This is a genomic window from Helicobacter sp. 23-1048 (assembly GCF_053654545.1).
The window spans coordinates 638,259-660,422 of sequence record NZ_JBSIUT010000001.1; the positions used below are offsets into that span (position 1 = coordinate 638,259).

20 protein-coding genes are annotated in these 22,164 nt (G+C 41.5%); 7 read left to right on the forward strand and 13 right to left on the reverse strand.

Annotated features, from left to right (window positions below):
- Positions 1-2: 2 nt before the first annotated feature.
- The 3 genes from ACWIWK_RS03185 to efp form a co-directional block, all read right to left on the reverse strand.
- A complete protein-coding gene (locus tag ACWIWK_RS03185; RefSeq protein ID WP_454150767.1) occupies positions 3-782 on the reverse strand; it encodes a hypothetical protein in 780 nt (259 codons plus the stop codon).
- A gap of 102 nt (positions 783-884) precedes the next feature.
- A complete protein-coding gene (locus tag ACWIWK_RS03190; protein WP_454150768.1) occupies positions 885-1,622 on the reverse strand; it encodes a DJ-1/PfpI family protein in 738 nt (245 codons plus the stop codon).
- Positions 1,623-1,642: 20 nt separating this feature from the next.
- Positions 1,643-2,206: an elongation factor P gene (efp, locus tag ACWIWK_RS03195; protein WP_454150770.1), complete on the reverse strand. Its 564-nt coding sequence runs from the start codon at positions 2,204-2,206 to the stop codon at positions 1,643-1,645.
- Positions 2,207-2,525: 319 nt separating this feature from the next.
- Between efp and ACWIWK_RS03200 the strand changes: the two genes are divergently transcribed.
- Both ACWIWK_RS03200 and ACWIWK_RS03205 read left to right on the forward strand, forming a co-directional pair.
- The gene (locus ACWIWK_RS03200) at positions 2,526-2,717 is read left to right on the forward strand and encodes a hypothetical protein (protein ID WP_454150772.1); all 192 of its coding nucleotides are present in this window, start codon (positions 2,526-2,528) and stop codon (positions 2,715-2,717) included.
- Positions 2,704-4,104, forward strand: a complete 1,401-nt coding sequence (locus ACWIWK_RS03205; protein ID WP_454150774.1) for an alanine/glycine:cation symporter family protein — start codon at positions 2,704-2,706, stop codon at positions 4,102-4,104. Before ACWIWK_RS03200 ends, ACWIWK_RS03205 begins: the two co-directional genes overlap by 14 nt.
- Before the next feature lie 30 nt (positions 4,105-4,134).
- On the opposite strand, the gene kdsB is transcribed toward ACWIWK_RS03205, so the two are convergent.
- The gene (kdsB, locus tag ACWIWK_RS03210; protein ID WP_454152017.1) at positions 4,135-4,857 is read right to left on the reverse strand and encodes a 3-deoxy-manno-octulosonate cytidylyltransferase; all 723 of its coding nucleotides are present in this window, start codon (positions 4,855-4,857) and stop codon (positions 4,135-4,137) included.
- 181 nt (positions 4,858-5,038) lie between these two features.
- Between kdsB and ACWIWK_RS03215 the strand changes: the two genes are divergently transcribed.
- The 3 genes from ACWIWK_RS03215 (at position 5,039) to ACWIWK_RS03225 (ending at position 10,380) form a co-directional block, all read left to right on the forward strand.
- Positions 5,039-7,855 carry a TonB-dependent receptor plug domain-containing protein gene (locus ACWIWK_RS03215; RefSeq protein WP_454150776.1) on the forward strand — a complete coding sequence of 939 codons (2,817 nt, stop codon included), beginning with the start codon at positions 5,039-5,041 and terminating at the stop codon, positions 7,853-7,855.
- Positions 7,856-7,908: 53 nt separating this feature from the next.
- On the forward strand, positions 7,909-9,117 hold the full coding sequence (locus ACWIWK_RS03220) for an FtsW/RodA/SpoVE family cell cycle protein (RefSeq protein ID WP_454150778.1): 1,209 nt from the start codon (positions 7,909-7,911) through the stop codon (positions 9,115-9,117).
- 147 nt (positions 9,118-9,264) lie between these two features.
- Positions 9,265-10,380: a Cj0069 family protein gene (locus ACWIWK_RS03225; protein WP_454150780.1), complete on the forward strand. Its 1,116-nt coding sequence runs from the start codon at positions 9,265-9,267 to the stop codon at positions 10,378-10,380.
- 111 nt (positions 10,381-10,491) lie between these two features.
- Here the strand turns inward: ACWIWK_RS03225 and ACWIWK_RS03230 are convergent, their stop codons facing one another.
- Genes ACWIWK_RS03230 through ACWIWK_RS03240 form a run of 3 tightly spaced genes read right to left on the reverse strand, consistent with a single transcriptional unit; the run spans position 10,492 to position 13,492 of the window.
- Positions 10,492-11,370 carry a biotin synthase gene (locus ACWIWK_RS03230; RefSeq protein WP_454150782.1) on the reverse strand — a complete coding sequence of 293 codons (879 nt, stop codon included), beginning with the start codon at positions 11,368-11,370 and terminating at the stop codon, positions 10,492-10,494.
- 9 nt (positions 11,371-11,379) lie between these two features.
- Positions 11,380-12,351, reverse strand: coding sequence for a Gfo/Idh/MocA family protein (locus ACWIWK_RS03235; protein WP_454150784.1), 972 nt, complete (start codon positions 12,349-12,351; stop codon positions 11,380-11,382).
- 16 nt (positions 12,352-12,367) lie between these two features.
- Positions 12,368-13,492, reverse strand: a complete 1,125-nt coding sequence (locus ACWIWK_RS03240; protein WP_454150786.1) for a DegT/DnrJ/EryC1/StrS family aminotransferase — start codon at positions 13,490-13,492, stop codon at positions 12,368-12,370.
- Positions 13,493-13,616: 124 nt separating this feature from the next.
- Between ACWIWK_RS03240 and ACWIWK_RS03245 the strand changes: the two genes are divergently transcribed.
- Positions 13,617-15,176: a flagellin A gene (locus tag ACWIWK_RS03245; RefSeq protein WP_454150788.1), complete on the forward strand. Its 1,560-nt coding sequence runs from the start codon at positions 13,617-13,619 to the stop codon at positions 15,174-15,176.
- Positions 15,177-15,250: 74 nt separating this feature from the next.
- On the opposite strand, the gene ACWIWK_RS03250 is transcribed toward ACWIWK_RS03245, so the two are convergent.
- The 4 genes from ACWIWK_RS03250 to ACWIWK_RS03265 are packed head-to-tail and all read right to left on the reverse strand — an operon-like array spanning position 15,251 to position 18,112.
- Positions 15,251-15,604 (reverse strand): arsenate reductase family protein, encoded by a 354-nt coding sequence (locus ACWIWK_RS03250; protein WP_454150789.1) that lies wholly within the window; start codon positions 15,602-15,604, stop codon positions 15,251-15,253.
- Positions 15,605-15,614: 10 nt separating this feature from the next.
- Positions 15,615-16,664 (reverse strand): sensor histidine kinase, encoded by a 1,050-nt coding sequence (locus ACWIWK_RS03255; protein ID WP_454150791.1) that lies wholly within the window; start codon positions 16,662-16,664, stop codon positions 15,615-15,617.
- The gene (locus ACWIWK_RS03260; protein ID WP_454150793.1) at positions 16,664-17,050 is read right to left on the reverse strand and encodes a hypothetical protein; all 387 of its coding nucleotides are present in this window, start codon (positions 17,048-17,050) and stop codon (positions 16,664-16,666) included. Before ACWIWK_RS03260 ends, ACWIWK_RS03255 begins: the two co-directional genes overlap by 1 nt.
- Positions 17,051-17,068: 18 nt before the next feature.
- Positions 17,069-18,112 carry a flagellar basal body P-ring protein FlgI gene (locus tag ACWIWK_RS03265; protein ID WP_454150795.1) on the reverse strand — a complete coding sequence of 348 codons (1,044 nt, stop codon included), beginning with the start codon at positions 18,110-18,112 and terminating at the stop codon, positions 17,069-17,071.
- Between the two features lie 198 nt (positions 18,113-18,310).
- Here ACWIWK_RS03265 and ACWIWK_RS03270 point away from each other — a divergent pair, with 198 nt between their 5' ends.
- Positions 18,311-19,342: a cytochrome-c peroxidase gene (locus ACWIWK_RS03270; RefSeq protein ID WP_454150797.1), complete on the forward strand. Its 1,032-nt coding sequence runs from the start codon at positions 18,311-18,313 to the stop codon at positions 19,340-19,342.
- 41 nt (positions 19,343-19,383) lie between these two features.
- Here the strand turns inward: ACWIWK_RS03270 and dnaB are convergent, their stop codons facing one another.
- On the reverse strand, positions 19,384-20,838 hold the full coding sequence (dnaB, locus tag ACWIWK_RS03275; protein WP_454150799.1) for a replicative DNA helicase: 1,455 nt from the start codon (positions 20,836-20,838) through the stop codon (positions 19,384-19,386).
- Between the two features lie 16 nt (positions 20,839-20,854).
- Positions 20,855-22,129 (reverse strand): cell envelope integrity protein CreD, encoded by a 1,275-nt coding sequence (creD, locus tag ACWIWK_RS03280; RefSeq protein WP_454150801.1) that lies wholly within the window; start codon positions 22,127-22,129, stop codon positions 20,855-20,857.
- Between the last annotated feature and the right edge of the window lie 35 nt (positions 22,130-22,164).

Genomic DNA, 22,164 nt, shown 5'->3' on the forward strand with positions numbered 1-22,164 from the left:
TGTTAAAATCCAGCATTTTGTAAAAACAACGATTTATCCACATTGGCTAATATTTTTTTCATTGTCCCCTTTTTGGTGGATATTTTAGGTAAGAGGTTTTCAAAATAAATTTCTTTTATAAATCGTTCTGTTGGATATAAAGAGCTTATGTAGATTCTATAAAAATCATCACTAGCCTTTTTACACGATTGTATTTTTGTGGGTTTCCAGCCAGCCCATTGAAATGGTCTGCCTCGTATGAGGGAGTAAATTTTACCATCTGTTTTGCCCAAAAGTTTGCCTTTATCAAATTCCGCGATAATATCGCCATCACTATCTGTATGTGTGTGTGATGCAACTAATTCAAAATTTTCTCCTTTTTTAGCGTAAGTGATACTATCTTGCTCAAATCTATCCCCCAAATCTATCAAACACTCTTTAAGTGTAAATTTTTGAGAATCTACAAAGCAAAAATAGCTTAATTCTTTAGCTAATTTACCACTTCCTGCCTCTATATAATTCCCAATAATTTCAATCGTATCTATACCCATTTTATGCAATAATCCACCCAACAATTTGTGCCTATCTTTATTTTCATTGTAAGGGATTTTATATTCCTTGATGACTTTAGGATTTTTTTGCATCATTTCACTTTCATTTTCCCAGCCATCTCTATATTGTCGAAATGCTGATATGCTCCCATATTGATAGTTTTGCGTGTGTTGGTATATCCTGCTTAATCCCGCACTTTGTATGTCGCTTGCCGATACAGAATCTATAAGATTGCTCTTTTTCAAAGCCATTTTATTATTCCTTTGTTTTTAAATGTATTTATATTATAAACAATTTAATTTTGGCATTTAAAACTAAAATTAGGCAAATTTGTATTTATCTAATCTGCAATCTCACAAATCCCGCACAATCTTAGCATTTGATTTGAGATAAGGCACAAGCATTTGCTCGGCTATCTCGTTTGATTTTGCTTGCCCCAAAAGGTAGCTTATGATTTCAAGCGCAAATAAAATCCCTGTGGCAGGACCCGCTGCGGTGATGAGATTGCCATTTCTCACAACACTTGCATTTGGCTCATACTCGCCATTTAGGGGCTTTGGCTGTGGTGTTTGTCTTGCTTTGTTATTGTTTTTGTCCGTGCTAGATTCTGCGTTTTTGTCTGCATTATCGCTCGCAGACTCATCTGTGAATGCCTCACAGCTAGGGTAGCACGCAAACTTCCCGCTTAGCACGCCTGCGCTATCTAGCACGATAGGCGAGGCGCAAATCGCGCTTACTAGCTTGCCCTGCGTTTTAAAATCGCGCAAAATATCGCGCAGTTTTTGACTAGATTTTAGGTTTAGCATTCCCTGCCAGCCCCCTGCCAAAGCTACGCCATCAAATCCCGCCAACGCGCTAGAATCTAACCCCTCCAAAGACACTTCCGCGCATATCTCTACGCCGTGCGCCCCTGTGTAGATTCCCGCGCTATTTCCACTTGCGCGCAAATCCTTTTTCACCCCTACTTCGTTAGAGCTATTAACGCCAGCGATGACTACCTCCACCCCAGCCCTACGCAAAGTATCTACAATGCTTACAAACTCGATTTCTTCAAACCCCTCTGCCAAAGGCACTAAGACTCTTTTTGCCATTTTTGTCCCCTTTTTACCCCCTACTTCACTTTCTCCACATATTCGCCTGTTTCGGTATTTACGCGGATAGTCTCGCCCTCTAGTATGTGAAATGGTATCTGCACCACCGCTCCAGATTCTAAAGTGGCGGGCTTTTTGCCAGCAGATGAGGTGTCGCCCTTGAAGTTTGGCGGGGTTTCTATGATTTTTAGCTCGACTATTTGAGGCACACTCACGCTTATCGCCTTGTCGTTGTGTAGCAGGACGCTGACATTCATACCATCAAGTAGCCATTTGGTTGCTTCGCCCACCTGCTCGGCACTCATCGCGGTTTGCTCATAGCTTTCCGTATCCATAAACTGATAGCTGTCCCCATCGTGGTAGAGGTATTGCATAGGCTTTTCTACGATGTTTGGCTCTTCGCATTTATCGCCCGCGTGGAAAGTCTTTTCGATGACTTTGCCGTCCAAAAACGACTTGATTTTGGCGCGCACAAACGCCGCTCCCTTGCCCGGTTTGACATGCTGATACTCTACGATACGATAGGGGATTCCCTCGATTTCGATTTTTAGCCCTTTTTTAAGCTCGCCCATTCCTATTGCCATTGTTGCTCCTTTGATTAGATTTTGGGGGCTTCTTGCCACATTATGATTGCCCCGCTTTTGATTTTGCATTTTTAAGTTTAAATTTTAAAACGCAAGGGGCAGAATTGTAACAAAGATTTTGCAACAAGGCAAGTTTTGGTATTTTGAGCTTAGCGCGGGCTTTTGTCGTTATTGGGGGCGTGTGCGAAGCAAAGTGAAACGAATACAAACGAAACAGTCCACTAAAAATACTTGCGAATCTGTGTGAATACAAATTTCCGCTATAATTGCGATTTATTTTAAACGGAGCGACAAATGGCAAAGATTATTTTTCAACGCGGTGGATTTAGGGATTTTTTGTGCTGTTTTTAAGGCACTCTGTGCAATCAAATGTCTGTATCCAAATGATGAGTTGTTCATTCATCATTACGGCATTTCGCAAGGTTTTATACAAAAAGTGGGCTTTATCGGTGGCGTGATTAACGCAAATGAGGTGGCAAAAAACAAAAGGAAACAAAATGCAAGTATTTAACGACTTTATAGGCAGTTTTAGCGGGTTTTTATACACTTATTGGCTCGTGTTTGCGTTACTACTTTGTGGGGCGTATCTTACCATTCGCACGCGTTTTATTCAGTTGCGATTTTTGCGCGATGTGTTTGCCGTCCTAAAAGAAAAAAGCGAGAAAGAGCATATTTCGCCATTTGGTGCGCTGATGATTTCGACTGCTTCACGCGTGGGCATAGGCAATATTGTGGGCGTGAGCGTGGCTATCGCTAGCGGGGGAAGTGGTGCGCTATTTTGGATGTGGGTTAGCGCGATTGTAGGCGGGGCAAGCGCGTTTGTAGAATCCACTCTCGCGCAAGTGTATAAACGAAAAGTCGGCACACACCGCTACAAAGGCGGTCCTGCCTACTACATAGAATCTGCGCTAAATTCTAGAAAACTTGGCATTATCTTTGCGATTTCGCTCATATTTTGCTTTGCGCTTGGGTTTAATGCCCTGCAGGCTTTCACGCTGACTTCGTCATTTGAGATTTTTGTGGGCAAAGAAGTGTTTGAAAACTCCCCGCTAACGATTTTTGTGGGGCTAATTTTAGCGATTTTGGTGAGTTTCTTTTTCTTTGGCGATGACAAAAAATCCGCGCTCATTTCCTCCATACTCGTGCCGATAATGGCGTTTGGCTACTTCGTTGTGGCACTCGTAGTTGTGGGGCTAAATGTGGATAAAATCCCGCTCATTTTCTCTAGTGTGCTAAAAGAGGCGTTTGATTTTAGCGCGATATTTGGGGGATTTGCAGGGAGTGCGATAGTCATAGGGATTAAGCGCGGGCTTTACTCAAATGAAGCGGGTATGGGCTCTGCGCCAAATGCCGCTGCGAGCGCACACACTAGCCACCCCGCTAAGCAAGGAATGGTGCAAACGCTATCAGTTTTTATCGACACGCTTATCATCTGCTCGGCAAGCGCGTTTATGGTGCTTTGCTCTACCGTGGATACAAGTGGATTAAGCGGAATGGCAGTGATGCAAGCGGTGATGAGGGGGCATTTTGGCGATTTTGGGCTTATCTTTGTAAGCGTGGCAATCGTGCTTTTTGCCTTTACTTCGCTTATTGGGAATTATTTTTATGCGGAGGCAAATTTTAAATTTATCACAGAGCATACAATCGCTTTGCAAATATTTAGGTTTTTTGCTGTGGTGATGGTGTTTGTCGGGGCGCAGTTAAATCTGGCTTTGGCGTGGGATTTGGCAGATATTTTTATGGGGCTAATGGCGAGCATAAATATTGTCGTAATTTTGCTTTTAAGCAATATCGCGTGTAAAGTCTTGCGTGATTACGAAGCGCAGAAAAAGGCGGGCAAAAATCCTGTATTTAGCGCACACAGCGTGGGAATCAATAATACGGAGTGTTGGAAATAGGAAATTTGTGATAAGCCATTGTCGAGTAGTTTATTTTTCAATGCGTTGCTTTGCTTTTTGTAAATCCTCTTGCGTATCGATACCTATGCTTTGTGTTTGCACGATTGAGAGTGCGATTTTTTTGCCATAATACAGCGCGCGGAGTTGCTCGAGCTTCTCAATGTCCTCTAGCGGGCTTTTTGGTAGAGTGCAAAAGGCTTGAAGATTCTCATTGATAAAGCCATAAAGTCCCAAATGTCCCAAATACGCGTGGCTAGCCTGCACTCCCTGCGCTCTATCACGCCAATATGGAATCCCAAGCCGTGAGAAATACAACGCCTCATTATTGGCGTTAAGCACAACTTTTACGAGATTTGGGTCATCTCTCTCATCAATGCTAATTTCCTTTGCCAAAGTATTCATAAACGCACCACTGCGTTGCGTGAGGGATTGAAGTGTTTGGAGTAAGGAATCTTCGATAAAGGGCTCATCGGCTTGGAGGTTTAAAATGATTTCTTTAGAATCTAGCCCTAAGATTCTCGCAGCCTCTGCGCATCTATCTGTGCCACTTGTGTGATTTTTATCAGTCATTACGCACTTAATGTTATGGCTTTGACACACTTGCATAATCGCTTCATCATCACACGCTACGATGACTTCATCGACTTTGCTGGCATTTTTTGCGCTTAGCACGACCATCGGTAGTCCGCCAATTTCGCACAGCACTTTTTGGCTTAGGCGGGTGGATTGTAAGCGGGCAGGGATTATAATCATCATAAATCCTTAATTTAAGTTTAGAGAGATTTCTAACATTGTAGCAAAAAGCGAGAAAAATTACATAAAAATTATCTTAAAGATTTAATTATAATAAAATTATTTCTCATTATTTAAGCTAAATTTAAGATTTTATGTGTTAGATTCCTACCTTTTATTTTATATTTTGTAGGAATTGATAATGAACGCTAGAATCTTATGTGTTGCATTTGTGCTCTGTGGCTTTGCATTAAGCGATGAGTTAGAGCAATCATCAAAGAGTCCCCCCCCCCCCGAAACACAAGATAACAATCAAGTAGAAAACAAAAAGGATTTGCAAAAAGTCCAATTAGGCAAGGTAACTGCTACGGCGGAGAGAGAATTTGAAGCCTATCAAAGTGGTAATCAAATTGGACGAGAAATATTAGATTCTAATCCAAGTGGGAATGGAGACATTGGCTCGATTCTTAGAATCCTCCCAAATGTGCAGTTTGATAATGCACAAAATCGCTCGACTACGCCGGGCGAGATTGACCCTGCGAGAATCAGCATTAGCGGGGGATTGCATTATCAAAACAATTTCCAACTTGATGGAATGAATATGAATAATGACTTAGACCCAGCTGGCTCTGCTGATTGGCTTGGTGGTGCTCCGGGCAGAAGTCAAGGGCTTGCCATAGACACAAATTTATTAGAATCTATCACCGTGCAAGATTCAAATATTTCTGCTTCTTATGGAGGATTCACAGGTGGCGTAGTGGAGGCAAACACACGGCGTCCCACCAAAAAATACGGCGCAAATATTTCTTATCAATTCACGCAGGGCAACGCCGACCCAAAGGCATTCAGTCTTACAAATTATCATCTTTATGGTAATGCAAGTTTGGAGAACTTTTTAGATTCTGTAACACAAAGCTACAATGACAACAACTCGCCATTTTTCACCAAGCACATTATCCGCGCAAGTGTAGAATCTAAAGTCAATGACAAATTTGGCATAATCGCTAGCTTTGCTACCACACAGAGCTTTATCCCGTTGCGCTATAATAGCGATGTTAGCACATCACAAGCCACACCCGTAGATCCAAAAGACTTAACTACGCGCAAACAAACCCAAAAACGCCAAATCTATAATTATTTCATTAAAGGTTACTATGACCCGAGTGATTCTGTGCGTTTAGAGCTCAGCTACACTTATGCTCCGCAGTTTGATTATCGCTTTATGAGTGGGACATTGGGAGATTTTTTTAGCTTTGATTCTGGGGGACATCAAGTGGGCTTTAAAACCACTTGGCAAAATGCGGTTGGAGTGCTTACAAATACTTTAAGTTACTCGTTTTTGGAAAATTCTACGATTTTGCACGGATTTGAGCATACAAAATATTGGATTACTTCAAGTAGCAAAAATTGGGGAAGGTTTGGCGTGTTTGTGCGTGAGGGAGGATATGCGCCTACGGCGAGCACACAGCATACTTTAAGCGAAAAAATCGTGCAAGATTTTACCCCATTTGATATATCTATCACCACGCACGCCTTTAGTGCAGGGCTAGAGCTAGGCTATCAATACGCACAATTTGGCTATACACAAGATTATTTTTTCGCCCGAAATAACGGCAATCAAAAGCAAATGACACAAGCGCAGCAAGCATTATGCACGGGACAATATTTAGAATGGTGCGACCCACAAAGGGCGTATTATTCTGGCGGTGTAGAATGGGCGTATGGACAATATTTTGGGCATGTAGAGCTCTATCGTAAGGCAAATGTTGATTTGCATAATGCCCTAGCAAGCGCGTGGCTAGAAGATGACATTACTATTCCCTTGCATAAAGCGGGCGAATTACACACGCGACTTGGTGTGCGATTTGATGCAGATAGCTATATGGGCAAGGCAACTTACGCGCCGAGATTCTCGCTTAACTACATCACACCCGCGCCAAAGGAGCTAACCACGCAAATCACTTTTGGTGCAAACCGCTACTATGGGCGCAATATCTTTGCTTATGCGCTCAAAGCAAAACAAAATTCTATGAGTGTGGGCATAGCAAGGGATAATCCTAATAAAGATTGGTATGAGATTTTAGAATCTGGAGTGCAATGCACAGGGAGCAATTATGATAACAGCGGAAAAGCGAATTGTATCACCCCTTATAAAGATGATATTAAGTTTAGCAAGTTAAAAGTGCCATTTGTCGATGAGCTAATGGCTGGGATTGTGCAACGCGTTTATAATGCTCATATAGAAGCAAAATATATCTATCGACTTGGCAAAGATGATATTCGCTATGTGCGAAGCGATTATGTGGGATTAGCCCCTGATAGCAACTACACGACTACTTATTACACTTATACAAATGAGGGCAAATCCTATACCGATGTCATTGTTCTTGTTGTATCGCACGACAATCCATTGGAACTTGGAGGCGTGAAGCATTATGCGAGTTTTAATGTGGATTGGACAAATGTGAAGCGAAATTTTGTTGATTATGCAGAAAGTGCGAATGCTTCACAAATAGCAGATGATGACATCGTATGGGAGGGCAAAGTCGTGCCTTATTCACAACGCCCTGCGAGTAACTTCGTCCGTCCTTTTACGCTACGCCTAAATACCACGCATAGCTTTAATATTGGCAAATTTAAGTGGCTCTTAAATAACTTTTTGCGCTATCGTTCATCATATAAAGCAGTGGCAAAAATCCACACTGCAGGGGCGAATTATGATAGATGTGCGACAAATTCGCGATTTTGCCCATCGCCAAGTTATGACCCCGCGCATAATGACAAAGACCAATTTATCGCTCAGATTTTAAAAGGCGCGTTTAGTTGGGATATGCGTTTGGGATTTGAGGTGGATATATGGCGTGGAAATGCGCTGTATATGAATATGGATATTTTTAACTTACTCAATGCCAAAAATCCTACCATAGCTACTACAAATTACGCAGGCACGAGCTCAAGCCCCACTATCGTATATGAAGTGGGACGACAATTTTGGCTACAAGTGGGGTATAAGTTTTAGGGGGATTTTTTATAAATTTCGCTACAATGAGCGCAAAAATTTTAAGGATAGCAGTGATTTGCTCAAAGCTCTTTTTTACCGCTGTTGGCTTAATGTGCGTGGGCGTGGTAATGTCATATTCACTGAGTTCATATTTTGTGGGCTTTTATCATTATGGAGAGTTTCATTTTTTGTGGCGTGAGATATTTGCCGCAGTGCTTGGGATAGTGATAATGTGGGTGTTTGCACAGCTCAACCCTGATAGTGGATTCCAAAAGATTGGTTGGCTTCTATTTTTGTTTTCTATTGTGTTAATGGTAGGAATGCACTTCTTACCACAAGGCTATGTAAGCTCGGCTGGTGGAGCAAAGAGATGGATTAGACTGCCGTATTTTTCTCTCGCACCGAGCGAATTTTTTAAGATTGGATTTGTGTTTTTCCTCGCGTGGAGTTTCTCGCGCAAGTTTGGGAGTGGTGAGAGACGCACTTTGAGCGATGAGATAAAGCTTTTTATCCCGTATTTGTTTTTGTTTTTAGTGGCAGTGGTGCTTATCGCTGTGTTGCAAAATGACTTAGGACAAGTCATTGTGCTTGCACTCACTTTGGCATTTATGCTACTTTGTGCGGGAGGGAGTTTGCGATTTTTGGGACTTTTGATGCTTCTTATTGCTGCGGTTGGGAGTATTGCGGTTATTTCTAAGCCCCATAGAATCTTGCGTGTAAAAACTTGGTGGGCAAACGCTCAAGATTCTATCCTTTCATTTTTTCCACAAGATTTAGCAAGTTCATTGCGTGTGGAGGACTTACCAGAACCATATCAAATTTATCACGCTACAAACGCTATTTATAATGGTGGATTATTTGGCAATGGACTTGGAGAGGGCGTTATCAAACTTGGATTCTTAAGTGAGGTGCATACAGACATCGTGCTCGCTGGCATTGCAGAGGAGCTCGGGTTTGTGGGGCTTTTGCTTATCGTGCTTGCCTTTATCGCGCTCAATTTTTATATTTTAAAAATTGCTAATCATTTGACAGATAACACGCATTATCTTTTTTGCGTTGGTGTCGCACTTTTGCTTAATTTTAGTTTTATCATCAATGCCTTTGGAATCGCTGGAATCACACCTATTAAGGGGATTGCTGTGCCATTTTTAAGTTATGGCGGGAGCTCACTTATCGCAAATTGTGTCGCTATCGGACTGGTGTTAAGTTTAGCACAAAAGGCGGATTTTAGCCCAAAACCACAACCACAGGAGAATCAAAAATCAACACAAGATTCCTAAAATTAAGAAAGACAAAAAGTGTTAAGCAGTGAAAATATCGTGCATAAGGGAAATTGTGTATAAATGTGATGGGCAAGTTGCATTTAATGGAATTTTAGGTGCGAATTTATGGTAGAGTCTAGGAAATCTATTTTTAAGGAGTTGGCAATGAAAAAGAGCATTGTATTTTTTGAAGCAAAGGGCGGAAGCGACAAAGGACCTGATGGGTATCGTAAAGACACGATGCCTATGGTAAATGCGCTTAAAGCAAAGGGTTGGAATGCAGAGGTAATCTTTTTTACCGATGAGATTTTGCGCGATGAATCTGCGCGCAATAAAATCTATGAGGAAGCAAAGGGCAAGTTTGATGGCTATGTCTCTCGTGTGAATCCGGGCAACTTAAAAGAGGAAAAACTCTACTTTGATGTGCTTCGCAAACTCTGTGATGCGGGGCTAGTGGGTATGCCTCACCCTGATGCGATGATAGGCTATGGCGCAAAAGACGCGCTTACCAAGCTCCGCAATACCGAGCTTGTGCCAACAGATACGCTAGCGTATTATGAGCCAAACGAAGCAGCGAGAATCGGCGTGAAATGGGAAGCAGGTGGCGAGCACGACTTTAAGAAAAATTTCCCCAAAACTTTAGCAAAGGGCGAGCGCGTGCTAAAGCAAAATCGTGGCTCCACAGGCGAGGGAATCTGGCGCGTGCGTCTAGAATCTTCTAGCGAATATGGCAAGGTAGATTCGCTACCTCTTGATACCAAAATCATCTGCACGGAAGCCAAAGACAACCACAGCGAAAACCGCCAACTAGGCGAGTTTATGGATTTTTGTGAAGCGTATCTAAAGGGCGATAATGGAATGCTTGTGGATATGACATTTTTGCCACGCATTAAAGAAGGCGAGATTAGAATCCTAATGCTGTATAAAACGCCTGTGTATGTCGTGCATAAAAAGCCAGCTGAAGGCGGAGATGCGTTTTCTGCGACACTCTTTAGCGGGGCGAAATACCGCTATGATGAGCCAAAAGATTGGCAGAGTTTGATTGATTGGTTTTTAGCGCAGTTGCCTGAGATTCGCCAAAAGCTTGGTAACTATGACTTGCCACTCATTTGGACGGCGGATTTTATCCTCGATACAGATTCTGCGGGCAAGGATAAATATGTGCTAGGCGAGATAAACTGCTCGTGTGTAGGATTTACAAGCCCTGCGGAATTTATGGAAAAAATCGCGCTAATGGTGGGGGACAATATCGTAGAAATCGTAAGCGAGAAAAAAGCGTAATAAAACACAAACGCGCTATAGCCCTAGCTTAGGCTAGGGTGATTTTTGATTCTCACGGCTTTTAGCAAAACTTCTATAAAACAAAATCACTTACAATCTATGATGTTAGCTTTAATGACAGCTCAGCGCAGGCACATAACCATAGGAGCGCAGACGCGCGACATCGTTTTTTGGTGCTTCCCCTTGCGTAGTAAGGTAGTCTCCTAGCACTACGGCATTTATCCCGCAGTCATAGAGGGCTTTTTGATTCTTGCCAAAGATATGTTCTCTCCCACCTGCTATCATTAAGCGCGTTTTTGGCAAGTATTCCCTAGCGAGAATCACGCATTCTAAGGCTTCTTGTTTGCTTAGCTTTTTTGTGCCAAGCGGTAAATGTGGATTGGCAATGTAAAAGTTGATAGGGCTTGAGTGTGGGGTAAGAGATTGGAGGGACTTTAGCAAGCTAATTCTATGCTCCCAGCTCTCCCCAAGCCCAAAGATTCCCCCGCTACATAATCCAAGCTCTGCACGCAAGGTATTTTCACAAGTCTCAAATCGCTCCGTCCAAGTGTGTGTGCTACAAATCTGGCTAAAAAACTCCTGCGCGCTTTCTAAGTTGTGGTTGTAGCTATCCACGCCATTTTTTTTGAGATATTTGAGGGAATCTAAATCCGCCCTCCCACAGCACGCGATAATATGCAATCCCAAATCAGCCTTTTTAATGGCGTTAGCGGCTTTGGCGATATATTCACATTTTTTAGAATCTAATCCGCGTCCTGAAGTAACCAAGCAAAACCCAAGCGCACCATATTCTGCTAGTGTCCTTGCTTCTTTGAGAATCTCCTCTATTGGCTTATTTTTATAGGTGTTTATGCCTGTGTTGTAATGCGAGGATTGCGTGCAGTATTTGCAGTCTTCTGCGCAGTTGCCTGATGTTACATTGCAAATTGAGCACAAAAAGATTTCTTTTGCTTTTTGGTTGGTTTGTGTGTTTTGTGGTGATATACTCATTTTTTCTCCTTAGTTGTTTTTTTGGTGGATAAGTTTTTGGATTTGGCTTGCTATAAGCATCGCATTTTTTCCATCTATTTCATTAGGTGGGCGCGTTTGCAATGTCTTGCCTCGCACCATTTCACTAAAATCAAGCAATTCTAAAAGTAACGCTTCTTGTGCGCGCACCTCGATAGATTCTGAGCGAGAAGAAATTGAAATGTTATGCAAGTGTTGCTCTAGGGTTTGTTTATTGACAAGCACTTCTTTGCTTAAAAGATTGCAATCCACATACATATCCTCACAAGTTACGCTGATTTGGCGGATTCTCTTTTCGGTTACGCGTGAGGCAGTAATGGTGCTAAAAGAGCCATTTTTGTGCGTGAGATTCGCACGCGCGTATTCGATGATTCCATTCATTACTACGCCGTGCGCGTGGATTTCCTCAACTTCACCATTAAAAAGCAAACTCAAATCAATATCGTGAATCATCAAATCCATTACCACATCGACATCGGTTATGCGGTTGCTCATTTTATTGGTGCGGGTAAAGTCAATGTTAAAGATTCTCGCGGAGTTTTTAAGAAGTTTTTTAAGCGTGTTGATAGCGGGATTATACCGCTCTATGAAGCCCACTTGAATGTTGAGATTTTTTTGCTTTGCTATTTCTACGATTGTTTGTGTGGTCTCAAGCGTGTCTGTTAGGGGCTTTTCGACAAAGATATGTTTGGTATGATTGGCGACTTTTTGGATATAGTCATAATGCGTAAATGTCGGCGTAACGATAATCGCACCATCACTTGCGCTTAGTGCAGATTCTAGCTCACTTTCATCGTGCAAGGCTTTCAAAGAAAATTCTTTGGCGGTTTTTTCCAGCAACTCCTTATTGACATCATAGATAAATCCCACTTCGACATTTTTTAGCATATTGAGGTTGCGTAGGTGGTTTTGCCCCATTTTGCCAATGCCTAAAAGCCCGATTTGCACAACTTTATTTTCCATTCTCTGCCTTATAACATTATTTTAGGGAATCTGTGATGTCATTAAGTGTTTGTATAATGTAATCTTGCTCTTCTTGTGAGAGAAAGGCACTAAAGGGAAGTGAAAAGATTTCTTTTGCGATTTTTTCGCTCACGAGGAAATCCCCCTCTTTATACCCAAGAGGACGCAAAGATTCTTGCAAATGCAGGGGAATGGGGTAATGCACGGCGGTTGGCACGCCTTTTTGGTTGAGTTGCTCGCATACACGCTCTCTTGCCCCCTCTTTAGAGATATTTGCATTAAGGCGCACGGAATATTGCGCATACACGCTTTCATAGTCCTGTGCGATAGTTGGCAGGATAAGATTTTTTAAATTATTGCCGTAGTGCTGTGCTTTTTGCGTTCGCACTTCACATTCTTTGGCAAAGTGCTTGAGCTTCACGCGCAAAACCGCACATTGGATAGAATCAAGCCGTGCATTAAGCCCGATGTATTTATGCACATAGCGCGCAGTTTGTCCGTGATTAAGCAGTGAGCCAATTTTGCTATCAAGATTCTCATCATTGCAAAACACCGCACCTCCATCACCATAGCACCCAAGTGGCTTTGAGGGGAAGAAACTTGTCGTGCCAATGGTAGAGAGATTGCACGAGAATCTCCCCTTATATTTTGCTCCAAAACTTTGGCAACCATCTTCGATTACGGGAATCTTATGAGAATCTGCAATAGCGTTAATGCTCTCCATATCCGCGCATAGTCCATAGAGACTTACGGGGATTATTGCTTTTGTGCGGGGCGTTATGGCGGATTCTAAATTTGCAGGGTTGATATTATAAGTGTGCTCATCTATATCTATAAATACAGGCTTGCCACCAAGCAATGCTATCATTTCCGCAGTGGCGATGAAAGTAAATGGCGTGGTGATGACTTCATCGCCTTCTTTAATATCAAGTGCCATAAGGCTTAGCAAAAGCGCGTCTGTCCCGCTAGATACCACGCGAGTGTATTTCGCACCACAAAATGCGCTAAGCTCCTCTTGCAACGCATTCATATCATCGCCCATTATATATTGGGTAGAATCTAAGACATTTTCCATAGCCTTATCAATCTCTTCTTTGTAGGCTCTATACTGCGCGTTTAGGTTAATAAAAGGGATTTTCATATCTTTGCCTTTTGTAGAAATTAGTGCAATTTTACCAAAATTCCATTAAAGTTTTATTTATTCGCCCGATTTAGACTACAACTTGTCGCACGGAAGCGCAAGATTTAAACACAAGGAGTAAAAAATGGCTTTTCAGGTCAATACTAACATTAACGCAATGAATGCGCATGTTATGGGAGTTTTTACCCAAACGGGTATTAAGAATTCGTTGGAAAAGTTGAGTTCAGGTCTTCGCATTAACAAAGCAGCAGATGACGCTTCTGGTATGTTGATTGCCGATAGCTTGAGCTCACAGGCAAACGCGTTAGGACAAGCGATTAGAAACACGAACGATGGTATGGGGATTATCCAAATCGCGGATAAAGCGATGTCGGAGCAAACAAAAATCCTCGACACCATCAAAACTAAAGCTGTCCAAGCGGCGCAAGATGGACAATCTAAACAATCGCGTCAAGCGATTCAATCAGACATTAGACGCTTGATTGAGAGTTTGGACAACATTGGTAACACAACAACTTACAATGGTCTTGCATTGCTTGCTGGAACATTCTCTAACAAAGAATTCCAAGTGGGTGCGTATTCAAACCAAAGTATCAAGGCTTCTATTGGTGCAGCGGTAAGTAGTAAAATCGGTCAAACGAGAATCGAAACAGGTCAAGTGGTTACATCGACAGGAAATGTGCAAGTAACATTTAAAAATGTTGATGGTATCAATGATGTGGTTTTGGAATCTGTGATTGTTTCTACTTCTGCGGGCACAGGGCTTGGCGCGTTGGCTGAGATTATCAACAAAAATAGTGATAAAACAGGTGTGCGTGGCTTTGCAAGTGTTATCACTACAAGTGATAAAGCGATTAAAGCTGGTAGCCTAGGTGGGGTACATATCAATGGACAATCTATCGGCGATATTATTGGTATTAAAGATAACGACAGCGATGGTCGTTTGGTTTCAGCGATTAACGCGGTTACTCAAGATACAGGCGTGGAGGCTTATACAGATAATGTGGGTCGTCTAAACCTACGAAGTATCGATGGACGCGGGATTATCTTTGGTATTACGGGTAAGGCTGGTGAGCAAGGCAAAAAAGCAGACCCTCTAGCGATTGAAACAGTCAATGGTAACTATAACATTATGATGAAGAAAAACGGCACAGGTGGGAATATCAATATGGGTCGTCTCTCACTCGTGCGAACAGACGCAAGAGATATTATCGTTAGTGGAGCAAACATCTCTGCGACAGGTTATGACGCTGATAACGGACAAAAACAAGCCCAAGAGACTGTAAACCTTCGTGATGTTACAGGAAACTTCGGCACAGATACTCGCTCTGCGGCTGGTGGAAACTACAATGGTATGTTTATCAATGAAGCTACTGACCTTGGTGCGGGTGTTACTTCGTTGCGCGGTGCGATGGTGGTTATGGACATTGCAGAATCTGGTATCAAAATGCTCGATAGAGTGCGTGCGGACTTAGGTTCTGTGCAACAACAAATGATAAGCACAGTAAATAACATTAGCGTAACGCAAGTGAATGTGAAGGCTGCTGAGTCTAACATTCGTGAGGTGGATTTCGCTGGTGAGAGCTCAGAATTTACTAAGCTTAATATTTTGGCACAATCTGGTAGCTACGCGCTTGCTCAAGCTAACGCAGTGCAACAAAATATCTTAAGACTTTTAAACTAAACCCCACTAGGAGATTTAGATAGTCTCATTCAAAGCCTAGAATCTTCTAGGCTTTGTTCTCCTTTGTATTACAATTACTTGATACTGCTTATTGTATCTTCATTAAATCCTATAATAAGATTCTCTACTTTGTTTGATTGGATAATTTCAATTACGGGTCGCTTGATAAGATTTGGCGATTGGTGCATCGCCTCTATTTTTTGTGTTTCATTAAGGTTTTTATCTTTTAACCCCAACTTTTTGTAAGTCTGCCCTTTTGTGTTAAGCACTATTTCAATGCCCGCTGTGCTTACCCATTGCGCTATTTGCTCTTTGCTTGGTGTGGTGGTTTTAAAGTCGATAAACTCATATTTCACACCATTTGCATTAAGTGTATCAAGGGCTTTTTTCACACTGCCACAATTTTTGATGCCATAGATTTTTACCATTATTTGCTCCTTATGAGAGAGTATTTTCATTTGGGATTTGTATGATGAAAGTTTTAGAATCTTTTTGTGATTGCAATCGCACTTCTCCGCCGTGTGCGTCAATAATCTGCTTGCTTAATGCAAGCCCAAGTCCGTTGCCTTTGAGTTTGGTAGTTTTAAACGGCTCAAAGAGAATGTCCTCATTTTCAATTTTTTTGCCATTATCGCTGATGAAAAACGCACTTTTGTGCTGCTCTTTAGTGTATTTTACGCGTATAAGTCCATTTTCGCATTCTCCCTCCTCAATCGCATCAATGGCATTAAAAATAAAATTTTGTAACACGATGATAAAGAGGTCAAAATCTACAAATATTTCTATGCCCTCATCAAGCATAAAATCAAAGGCGATTTCTTTGGTGTATGTGTAAGAAGCGATAGATTGCGTAATTTCTGTCTTAATCTCGCCAAGCGTGTGTGATTTTTTGCTTATGCTAATGCCTTTTGAAAAAAGCAATGTTGCGTTAATTAGTCGCTCAATGCGCCAAATGGACTTTTTAATCTCCATAGCAATAGGCATAGTTGCATTATCCCCGCGCTTAAGCAAGCTCGCAGTAAGTAGTGAGATTGAGCCCACAGGATTGCGGATTTCGTGGGCTAAGTGTGCAGAGATTGTCCCCATTGAAGCAAGTCGCTCTTGACGCTTTTGGGCAGTTATGTCAATGGCGGTGATGACAATTTTGTTTGAGAGAAAATCCACTTTATAGAGGTAAGTGTTTCCTTTATACTCCAATTCGCTTTCTTGTCTGGTGTGTGGGAGGATATTTTTTTTGATGATTTCTAAAATATGTGTAAGGGCGTAAGATGGTTTGTTTTGATAATACATCTCCAAAGTAGATTCTAAAATCCAAATCGCATCGGGGAGGAGCTCTAGCACATCATCATAGATTTTTTTTAATTCATTAAATTGCGCTTCTGCCTCGTGTGTGTTGTCAATAAGCACTTTTAGAAGGTTAAGAACTTCTTGCTTGTCTTTAGAATCTAAATTCTTAATAATGTTTTGGTTTATGAGGCTTTCAGTCATTATTTTTGCAAATCTTTAAGGTAGTTAAACAAAAGCTCACTATATCCAAAATCCCCGCTTAGAGAATCTGCGAGATTTTCTAAATACATTGAGTGATAAATATCGCTCCCGGGTTGCTTGGGGTAGAGCGGATTTTCATTTTTGATTGCGTCTTTTAGCATTATTTGGAGCAAGATTGCTTCAAAGTTATCTGTTTGCTCTCGTAGTTTTGCGTCCTCATCTTGGCGCATTTTTTCTAGGCTAGTTTTAGAATCTGTGCCTTGTAGCTCTTGTCGCATAGCATTTTTTGCTTGCGCCATTTTAGCGCGCATTTCTAGATTCTCTAATGCGTTGCTTTGTGTGCTTTGATTATACGCATTGAGTGTGCTTTGCGTGTCTATGGTCATTAGAATTCCTTTATAGTTTTAAATCACTTCGATTTCTGCGCTGATAGCACCACTGCGTTTCATTGTCTCTAAGATTGAGATGATATTTTTGGGACTTGCGCCCATTTTTTGCAATGCACGCACGACATTTGCCACGGTTGGTTTTTTGCCATTAGTTGAGAGAGTATTTTGCGCTTGTGAGATGCTTATATCATCGCCTAGCGAGACTGCGTCTGGGTCGCTTTGCTCCTCATCAGAAATCTTAATGGTGAGCTCGCCGTGTGTGATGATAATAGGCTCAATGGTAATGCTTAACCCAGCGACAATGGTCCCACTTTTCTCATCAATAACGACTTTTTGCTTTTGCACATAATCAATCTCTACTTCCTCTACAAGTGCCAAAAACTCTACCATACTCATTTGCTCTGGCTTTTTGAGTTTGATTGTGCGAGAATCGAGCGCGTTTGCCACATATTCATTAAATGTTTCGTTGAGTTTTTGTTGCATTTTAAGTGCGTTTTGGAGGCTTGATTTTTTCAGGCTTAGTGTCGCGCTATCTTGTGTAGCGATATTATAGCTTATCTCACGCTCGATAGTCGCTCCGCCAATAAGCGTGCCTGATAGCGAGTTTGAAGTTTCTCCAAGTGTGATTGCGCCTTGCGCTAGAGCATAAATGTTGCCATCGACTGCGCTTAATGGCGTAAGCACGAGTGTGCCACCATTGATAGACTTCGCATCGCCGATAGAGGAGACTTGTATATCAATCTTGTCGCCAGCCCTAGCGAATGGAGGCATTTTTGCCGTTACCATTACAGCGGCAACATTTTTTGATTTAATATCATTTGCCGAGAGTTTGACATTCATACCCTCAAGCATATTTGCCATACTTTGCATTGTGAATTTCGAGCCGTTTTTATCGCCTGTGCCATTTAGCCCTATGACTAAGCCATAGCCTACAAGTGAATTATCTCTAATGCCGACAATTTGTGCTAAATCAGAAATCTTCTGCGCCCATAGTGGCGAGATACAAAAAAGAAGTGCGATGAAAAGTTTTATCCGCTTTGCTACCATACTTGCGTTCATTCTATCTCCTTAAAATACAAAAACTTCCATAAATAAACAGAGCGTTTAAGGACTAAAAAGCAAAGAGCATTCCGCTTGGTGTATCTTTTTAGTATGCAGCTGATTATGAGATTTTATCAAAATGCTTATATTTATGATAAAATTGATTTGCAAGTTTATGGATATAAACTTGCAAATAAACAAACAAGGAGAAAAGGAATGATGAAAAAAGGTATTCTATCATCAAGTGCAGTGTTAATGTTAAGTTGCTCTTTTGCTTTTGGGAATCCTCTCTTACAGCAAGCAAAAGATGTCGGGCTAGCCCCATTGCCAAATAATCAAAAAGAGGTTGAAGCGATTTTAAAGGAAAATGGCGTAAAATTCAGTGCTTTTAGTGAGGCAAAGGCTGAGCTTGGAAAGAAACTTTATTTTGAGCCACGATTAAGCGCAAGCGGGATTATCTCGTGTAATACTTGCCATAATTTAGGATTTGGCGGAATCGATGGTGTAGAAGCTGCCATAGGGCATAAATGGAGCGCAAACCCTCACCATCTAAACTCCCCAACGGTGTATAATTCTGTGCTTAATGGAGTGCAGTTTTGGGACGGGAGGGCGAAAGACTTAAAAGAGCAAGCAAAAGGACCTATCCAAGATAACGCAGAAATGGCTGCGCCATCAAGCTTAGCAGTCAAAAGAATTGCTTCAATGCCTGAGTATGTCAATGAGTTTAAAAAAGTCTATGGCAGCGGTGTAACATTTGATAATATTGCTGATGCGATTGCTACATTTGAGCGCACTTTGATTACGCCTTCAAGGTTTGATGAGTTTTTGCGTGGCAAGGAAAATGCACTTAACGCACAGGAAAAAGAGGGCTTAAAGCTCTTTATTGATAAGGGTTGTGTGAGTTGCCATAGCGGGGTGAATCTCGGTGGTTCTATGCAGGCTTTTGAAGTGGCTGGAAAATATAAATACGCTAATGTCGGGGATTTTAAAGGCGATAAAGATGGTATGGTAAAAGCCCCAACGCTAAGAAATATCGCACAAACTGCCCCATATTTCCATAATGGGAAGATTTGGAGTTTGCAAGAAGCCATTAAAGAAATGGGGAAAATCCAACTTGATATAAAACTAAGCGATAAAGAAGCACAAGCCATAGAATCTTTCTTGCGCTCACTCACAGGCAAAAAGCCCGTAGTTACTTATCCACAACTACCAAACATTACAGATAAAACTCCAAAGCCTAGTCTTTAATCCACATTCCCCCGCAATTTGGGGGAATGTGCGTAACCAAATTACAAGTTTTCAATAGTTTTCATTAGCTCATCTTTAGCAAGCGAGGGTTCGTATTGGTTTGAGGGATATTCCATTTTTGTGGGTTGGTAATTAGAATCTAGTGGCTCTTCAGGATTCTCAAAACGCATAAATTTTTTGCGAAATTGAATATGCACGGTCTTTGTCTCGCCGTTGCGGTTTTTTGCTACGATGATTTCAGCAGGCTCAATCTCACGCTCCTCGTATTCTGGCTTAAAGTCCTTATCCTTGCCATCTTTTTTAAGCCTTGCTAATCGCTCCTTATCCTCACGCCGTTTATATACATCATCGCGGTAGAGGAAAAATATCATATCTGCATCTTGCTCAATCGCCCCAGAATCTCGCAAATCTGAAAGGATAGGGCGTTTATCATCGCGTCCTTCTACGGAGCGATTAAGCTGAGAGAGTGCGATTATCGGCATTTCTAGCTCTCTTGCAAGTGTCTTTAACCCACGCGAAATATCACTAATTTCCACATTTTTACCCAGACTTCTATCCCCTTGCATTAGTTGGAGGTAATCTATTATCGCCACACCGACATCTTTGTATTGCTTTTTAAGAGCGCGGAGTTTAGAGCGTAAAAGCGCGATATTAAGGTTGCTTTCATCATTGATAAAAAGCGGTTGCGCGCTTATTTTGTTGCTTACTTGGCTTAATTTTTCCCATTGATAATCCTCAAGCCTTGCATCTCGCAAAATTTGCATAGGGATACCACTTAGCGAGCTTAGCATTCGTAGCATTAGTTGGGTTGATGGCATCTCAAGGCTAAAAATCGCCACCCCAACACCAGAATCTAAAATATTTTGTGTGATATTAAGTGCGAGCGAAGTTTTCCCCATTGATGGGCGCGCACCAATGATAATCAAATCACCCTTATTAAGCCCTGTGGTAATATGATTGAGCTCGCTAAAGCCCGTGCTTATACCAGCTAACGCATTGCCACGACTTTTTAGCTCTTCTAAGGATTGTATGGTTTTTTGTGCGATTTGTTTGGAATCTTCAAAGCCCTTGCCCGTTATGTTGCCAATAGCAATGTCATTCACACGAGATTCTATGGTGTTGATGATTTCCTCTACGCCTATGGCTGTGTTTGTAGATTGTTCGCGCAAGAGATTTGCTAGCTCCCCTAAAGCGCGTTTGAGTGAAGATTTTTTAATCTCTTGTGCATACGCGGAGAGATTGACAATGGGGCTAATGGAGTGAATCTCGGCAATATCAGATTCTTTGAGCTTGCCTTGAGCGCGTTGTAAAATGATTTTTTCATCAATGGGGAGTTGGAGTTTTTCGCATTCCCCCATTAACTCAAAAATTTTGGCGTGAATGGGGAGGACAAAGTCTTTATGTGTGATGAGCGAGGCGATGTCCTCGTAATTACTCGGGGACATAAAAATCGAGGAGAGAATCGCTCGCTCAATGTTGATGATAGTTTCATTCATTGTCCTCTTTTTCCCTTTATCCTCTATGTAAGTTGCGCGTGAAATACATCATCGCATAGAGCACAGTCATCACTAATATACTGCCTAATAGCAATGAGTAGTTTTCAATCTTTAAGATTCCAAAGAGCACGAGATACATCGCGCTAAGTGAGCCACCAACGATTATGGAAAATTTCTTATCACCCAAGATTCCAAAACTATACAGCGATATAGGCACGATGACACAAAGTGCTGCAAGAATGTAAGCAAGAGAGAATCCAATCTGCTCGGATAAAGAGAGTAGAAGTAAATAAAATGCCACTAATGACGCACCAATAATACCATATTGCAAGATATGGAGTGATTTTTTCGTCCCTACATCACAGACAAAGAGTAATGAAAGCGTCAAAAGCACAAATAACACGCCATATTTGATACTGCGCTCAATAAGGCGGTATTGCGTGATAGAATCAAGAAGATTTACCCCGACATAATTAGCCCGTCCATCGCTATAACTCTCATTGGTAGCGTGAATCATTAGCACATCTAAACTATCCACATTAAGGTAAGTAGGTAATTTGCTTACCTCATAAAACGCACCAGAATCTGCATTTTGTGCATATTCATCAGGGAGCAATCCTGTGTAAGAAAGATTACTCCAAGTTGAGGTGATGTGAATTTTTTCACTCTCAGCCATAGGGATAAATGTGAATGATGAAGAGCCCTTAAACTCCAATTCAAGAGCAACATCTACTTGCCTATCTCTATCCATGGCAAAAGGTAGAACTACAAAGTTAATGTTATCGTTGTCTTTGCGGGTTCTAAATGAAAGGATTTGATTATTTTTTGTATTAGTGATTTTAAGCTCTGCACTTTCGTCCATACGAAAATATAAATAGGCCTGTGCATATTCTAAATGACTGATGTTGAACCCTCGATTCTTGGTTGCCTGCATAAACTCCTCTAAGTCATAATGCAAGGAAAGCTGTGCCTGTGCTTCATACACAAGGGCACGGTAGATTCCGCGTTTTTTGACTTTATCTTTTAAATCAATACTGCTTTGCGCTTCTTTTGCTCCAATCACGGCTAATCCCGCAAGATAGCGACCATTTGCTGTTGTCCCTATATAAGGCATAACGAGATAAGGGGTTGAAATTTGTTGCTCCTTGCCATAGGAGCGAGCGATACTTTCTATGGCTACTATTTCATTTTTTTTTCTATCGTTTAGCATATCATAAATAAGTGCTAGCGGGAGACACAGCACGATGACAATTCCTAGTAAAACAATGGCTTTTGTGGTATAAGATTTCATAATAATCCTTTTAATATTGGGATACAAAGTGTAAT

Bases quoted from the DNA above. Each gene is read 5' to 3' on its own strand.
- ACWIWK_RS03185 (WP_454150767.1), bottom strand. From the start codon at position 782: ATGGCTTTGAAAAAGAGCAATCTTATAGATTCTGTATCGGCAAGCGAC.
- ACWIWK_RS03190 (WP_454150768.1), bottom strand. From the start codon at position 1,622: ATGGCAAAAAGAGTCTTAGTGCCTTTGGCAGAGGGGTTTGAAGAAATC.
- efp (WP_454150770.1), bottom strand. From the start codon at position 2,206: ATGGCAATAGGAATGGGCGAGCTTAAAAAAGGGCTAAAAATCGAAATC.
- ACWIWK_RS03205 (WP_454150774.1), top strand. From the start codon at position 2,704: ATGCAAGTATTTAACGACTTTATAGGCAGTTTTAGCGGGTTTTTATAC.
- kdsB (WP_454152017.1), bottom strand. From the start codon at position 4,857: ATGATTATAATCCCTGCCCGCTTACAATCCACCCGCCTAAGCCAAAAA.
- ACWIWK_RS03215 (WP_454150776.1), top strand. From the start codon at position 5,039: ATGAACGCTAGAATCTTATGTGTTGCATTTGTGCTCTGTGGCTTTGCA.
- ACWIWK_RS03225 (WP_454150780.1), top strand. From the start codon at position 9,265: ATGAAAAAGAGCATTGTATTTTTTGAAGCAAAGGGCGGAAGCGACAAA.
- ACWIWK_RS03230 (WP_454150782.1), bottom strand. From the start codon at position 11,370: ATGAGTATATCACCACAAAACACACAAACCAACCAAAAAGCAAAAGAA.
- ACWIWK_RS03235 (WP_454150784.1), bottom strand. From the start codon at position 12,351: ATGGAAAATAAAGTTGTGCAAATCGGGCTTTTAGGCATTGGCAAAATG.
- ACWIWK_RS03240 (WP_454150786.1), bottom strand. From the start codon at position 13,492: ATGAAAATCCCTTTTATTAACCTAAACGCGCAGTATAGAGCCTACAAA.
- ACWIWK_RS03245 (WP_454150788.1), top strand. From the start codon at position 13,617: ATGGCTTTTCAGGTCAATACTAACATTAACGCAATGAATGCGCATGTT.
- ACWIWK_RS03250 (WP_454150789.1), bottom strand. From the start codon at position 15,604: ATGGTAAAAATCTATGGCATCAAAAATTGTGGCAGTGTGAAAAAAGCC.
- ACWIWK_RS03255 (WP_454150791.1), bottom strand. From the start codon at position 16,664: ATGACTGAAAGCCTCATAAACCAAAACATTATTAAGAATTTAGATTCT.
- ACWIWK_RS03260 (WP_454150793.1), bottom strand. From the start codon at position 17,050: ATGACCATAGACACGCAAAGCACACTCAATGCGTATAATCAAAGCACA.
- ACWIWK_RS03265 (WP_454150795.1), bottom strand. From the start codon at position 18,112: ATGAACGCAAGTATGGTAGCAAAGCGGATAAAACTTTTCATCGCACTT.
- ACWIWK_RS03270 (WP_454150797.1), top strand. From the start codon at position 18,311: ATGATGAAAAAAGGTATTCTATCATCAAGTGCAGTGTTAATGTTAAGT.
- dnaB (WP_454150799.1), bottom strand. From the start codon at position 20,838: ATGAATGAAACTATCATCAACATTGAGCGAGCGATTCTCTCCTCGATT.
- creD (WP_454150801.1), bottom strand. From the start codon at position 22,129: ATGAAATCTTATACCACAAAAGCCATTGTTTTACTAGGAATTGTCATC.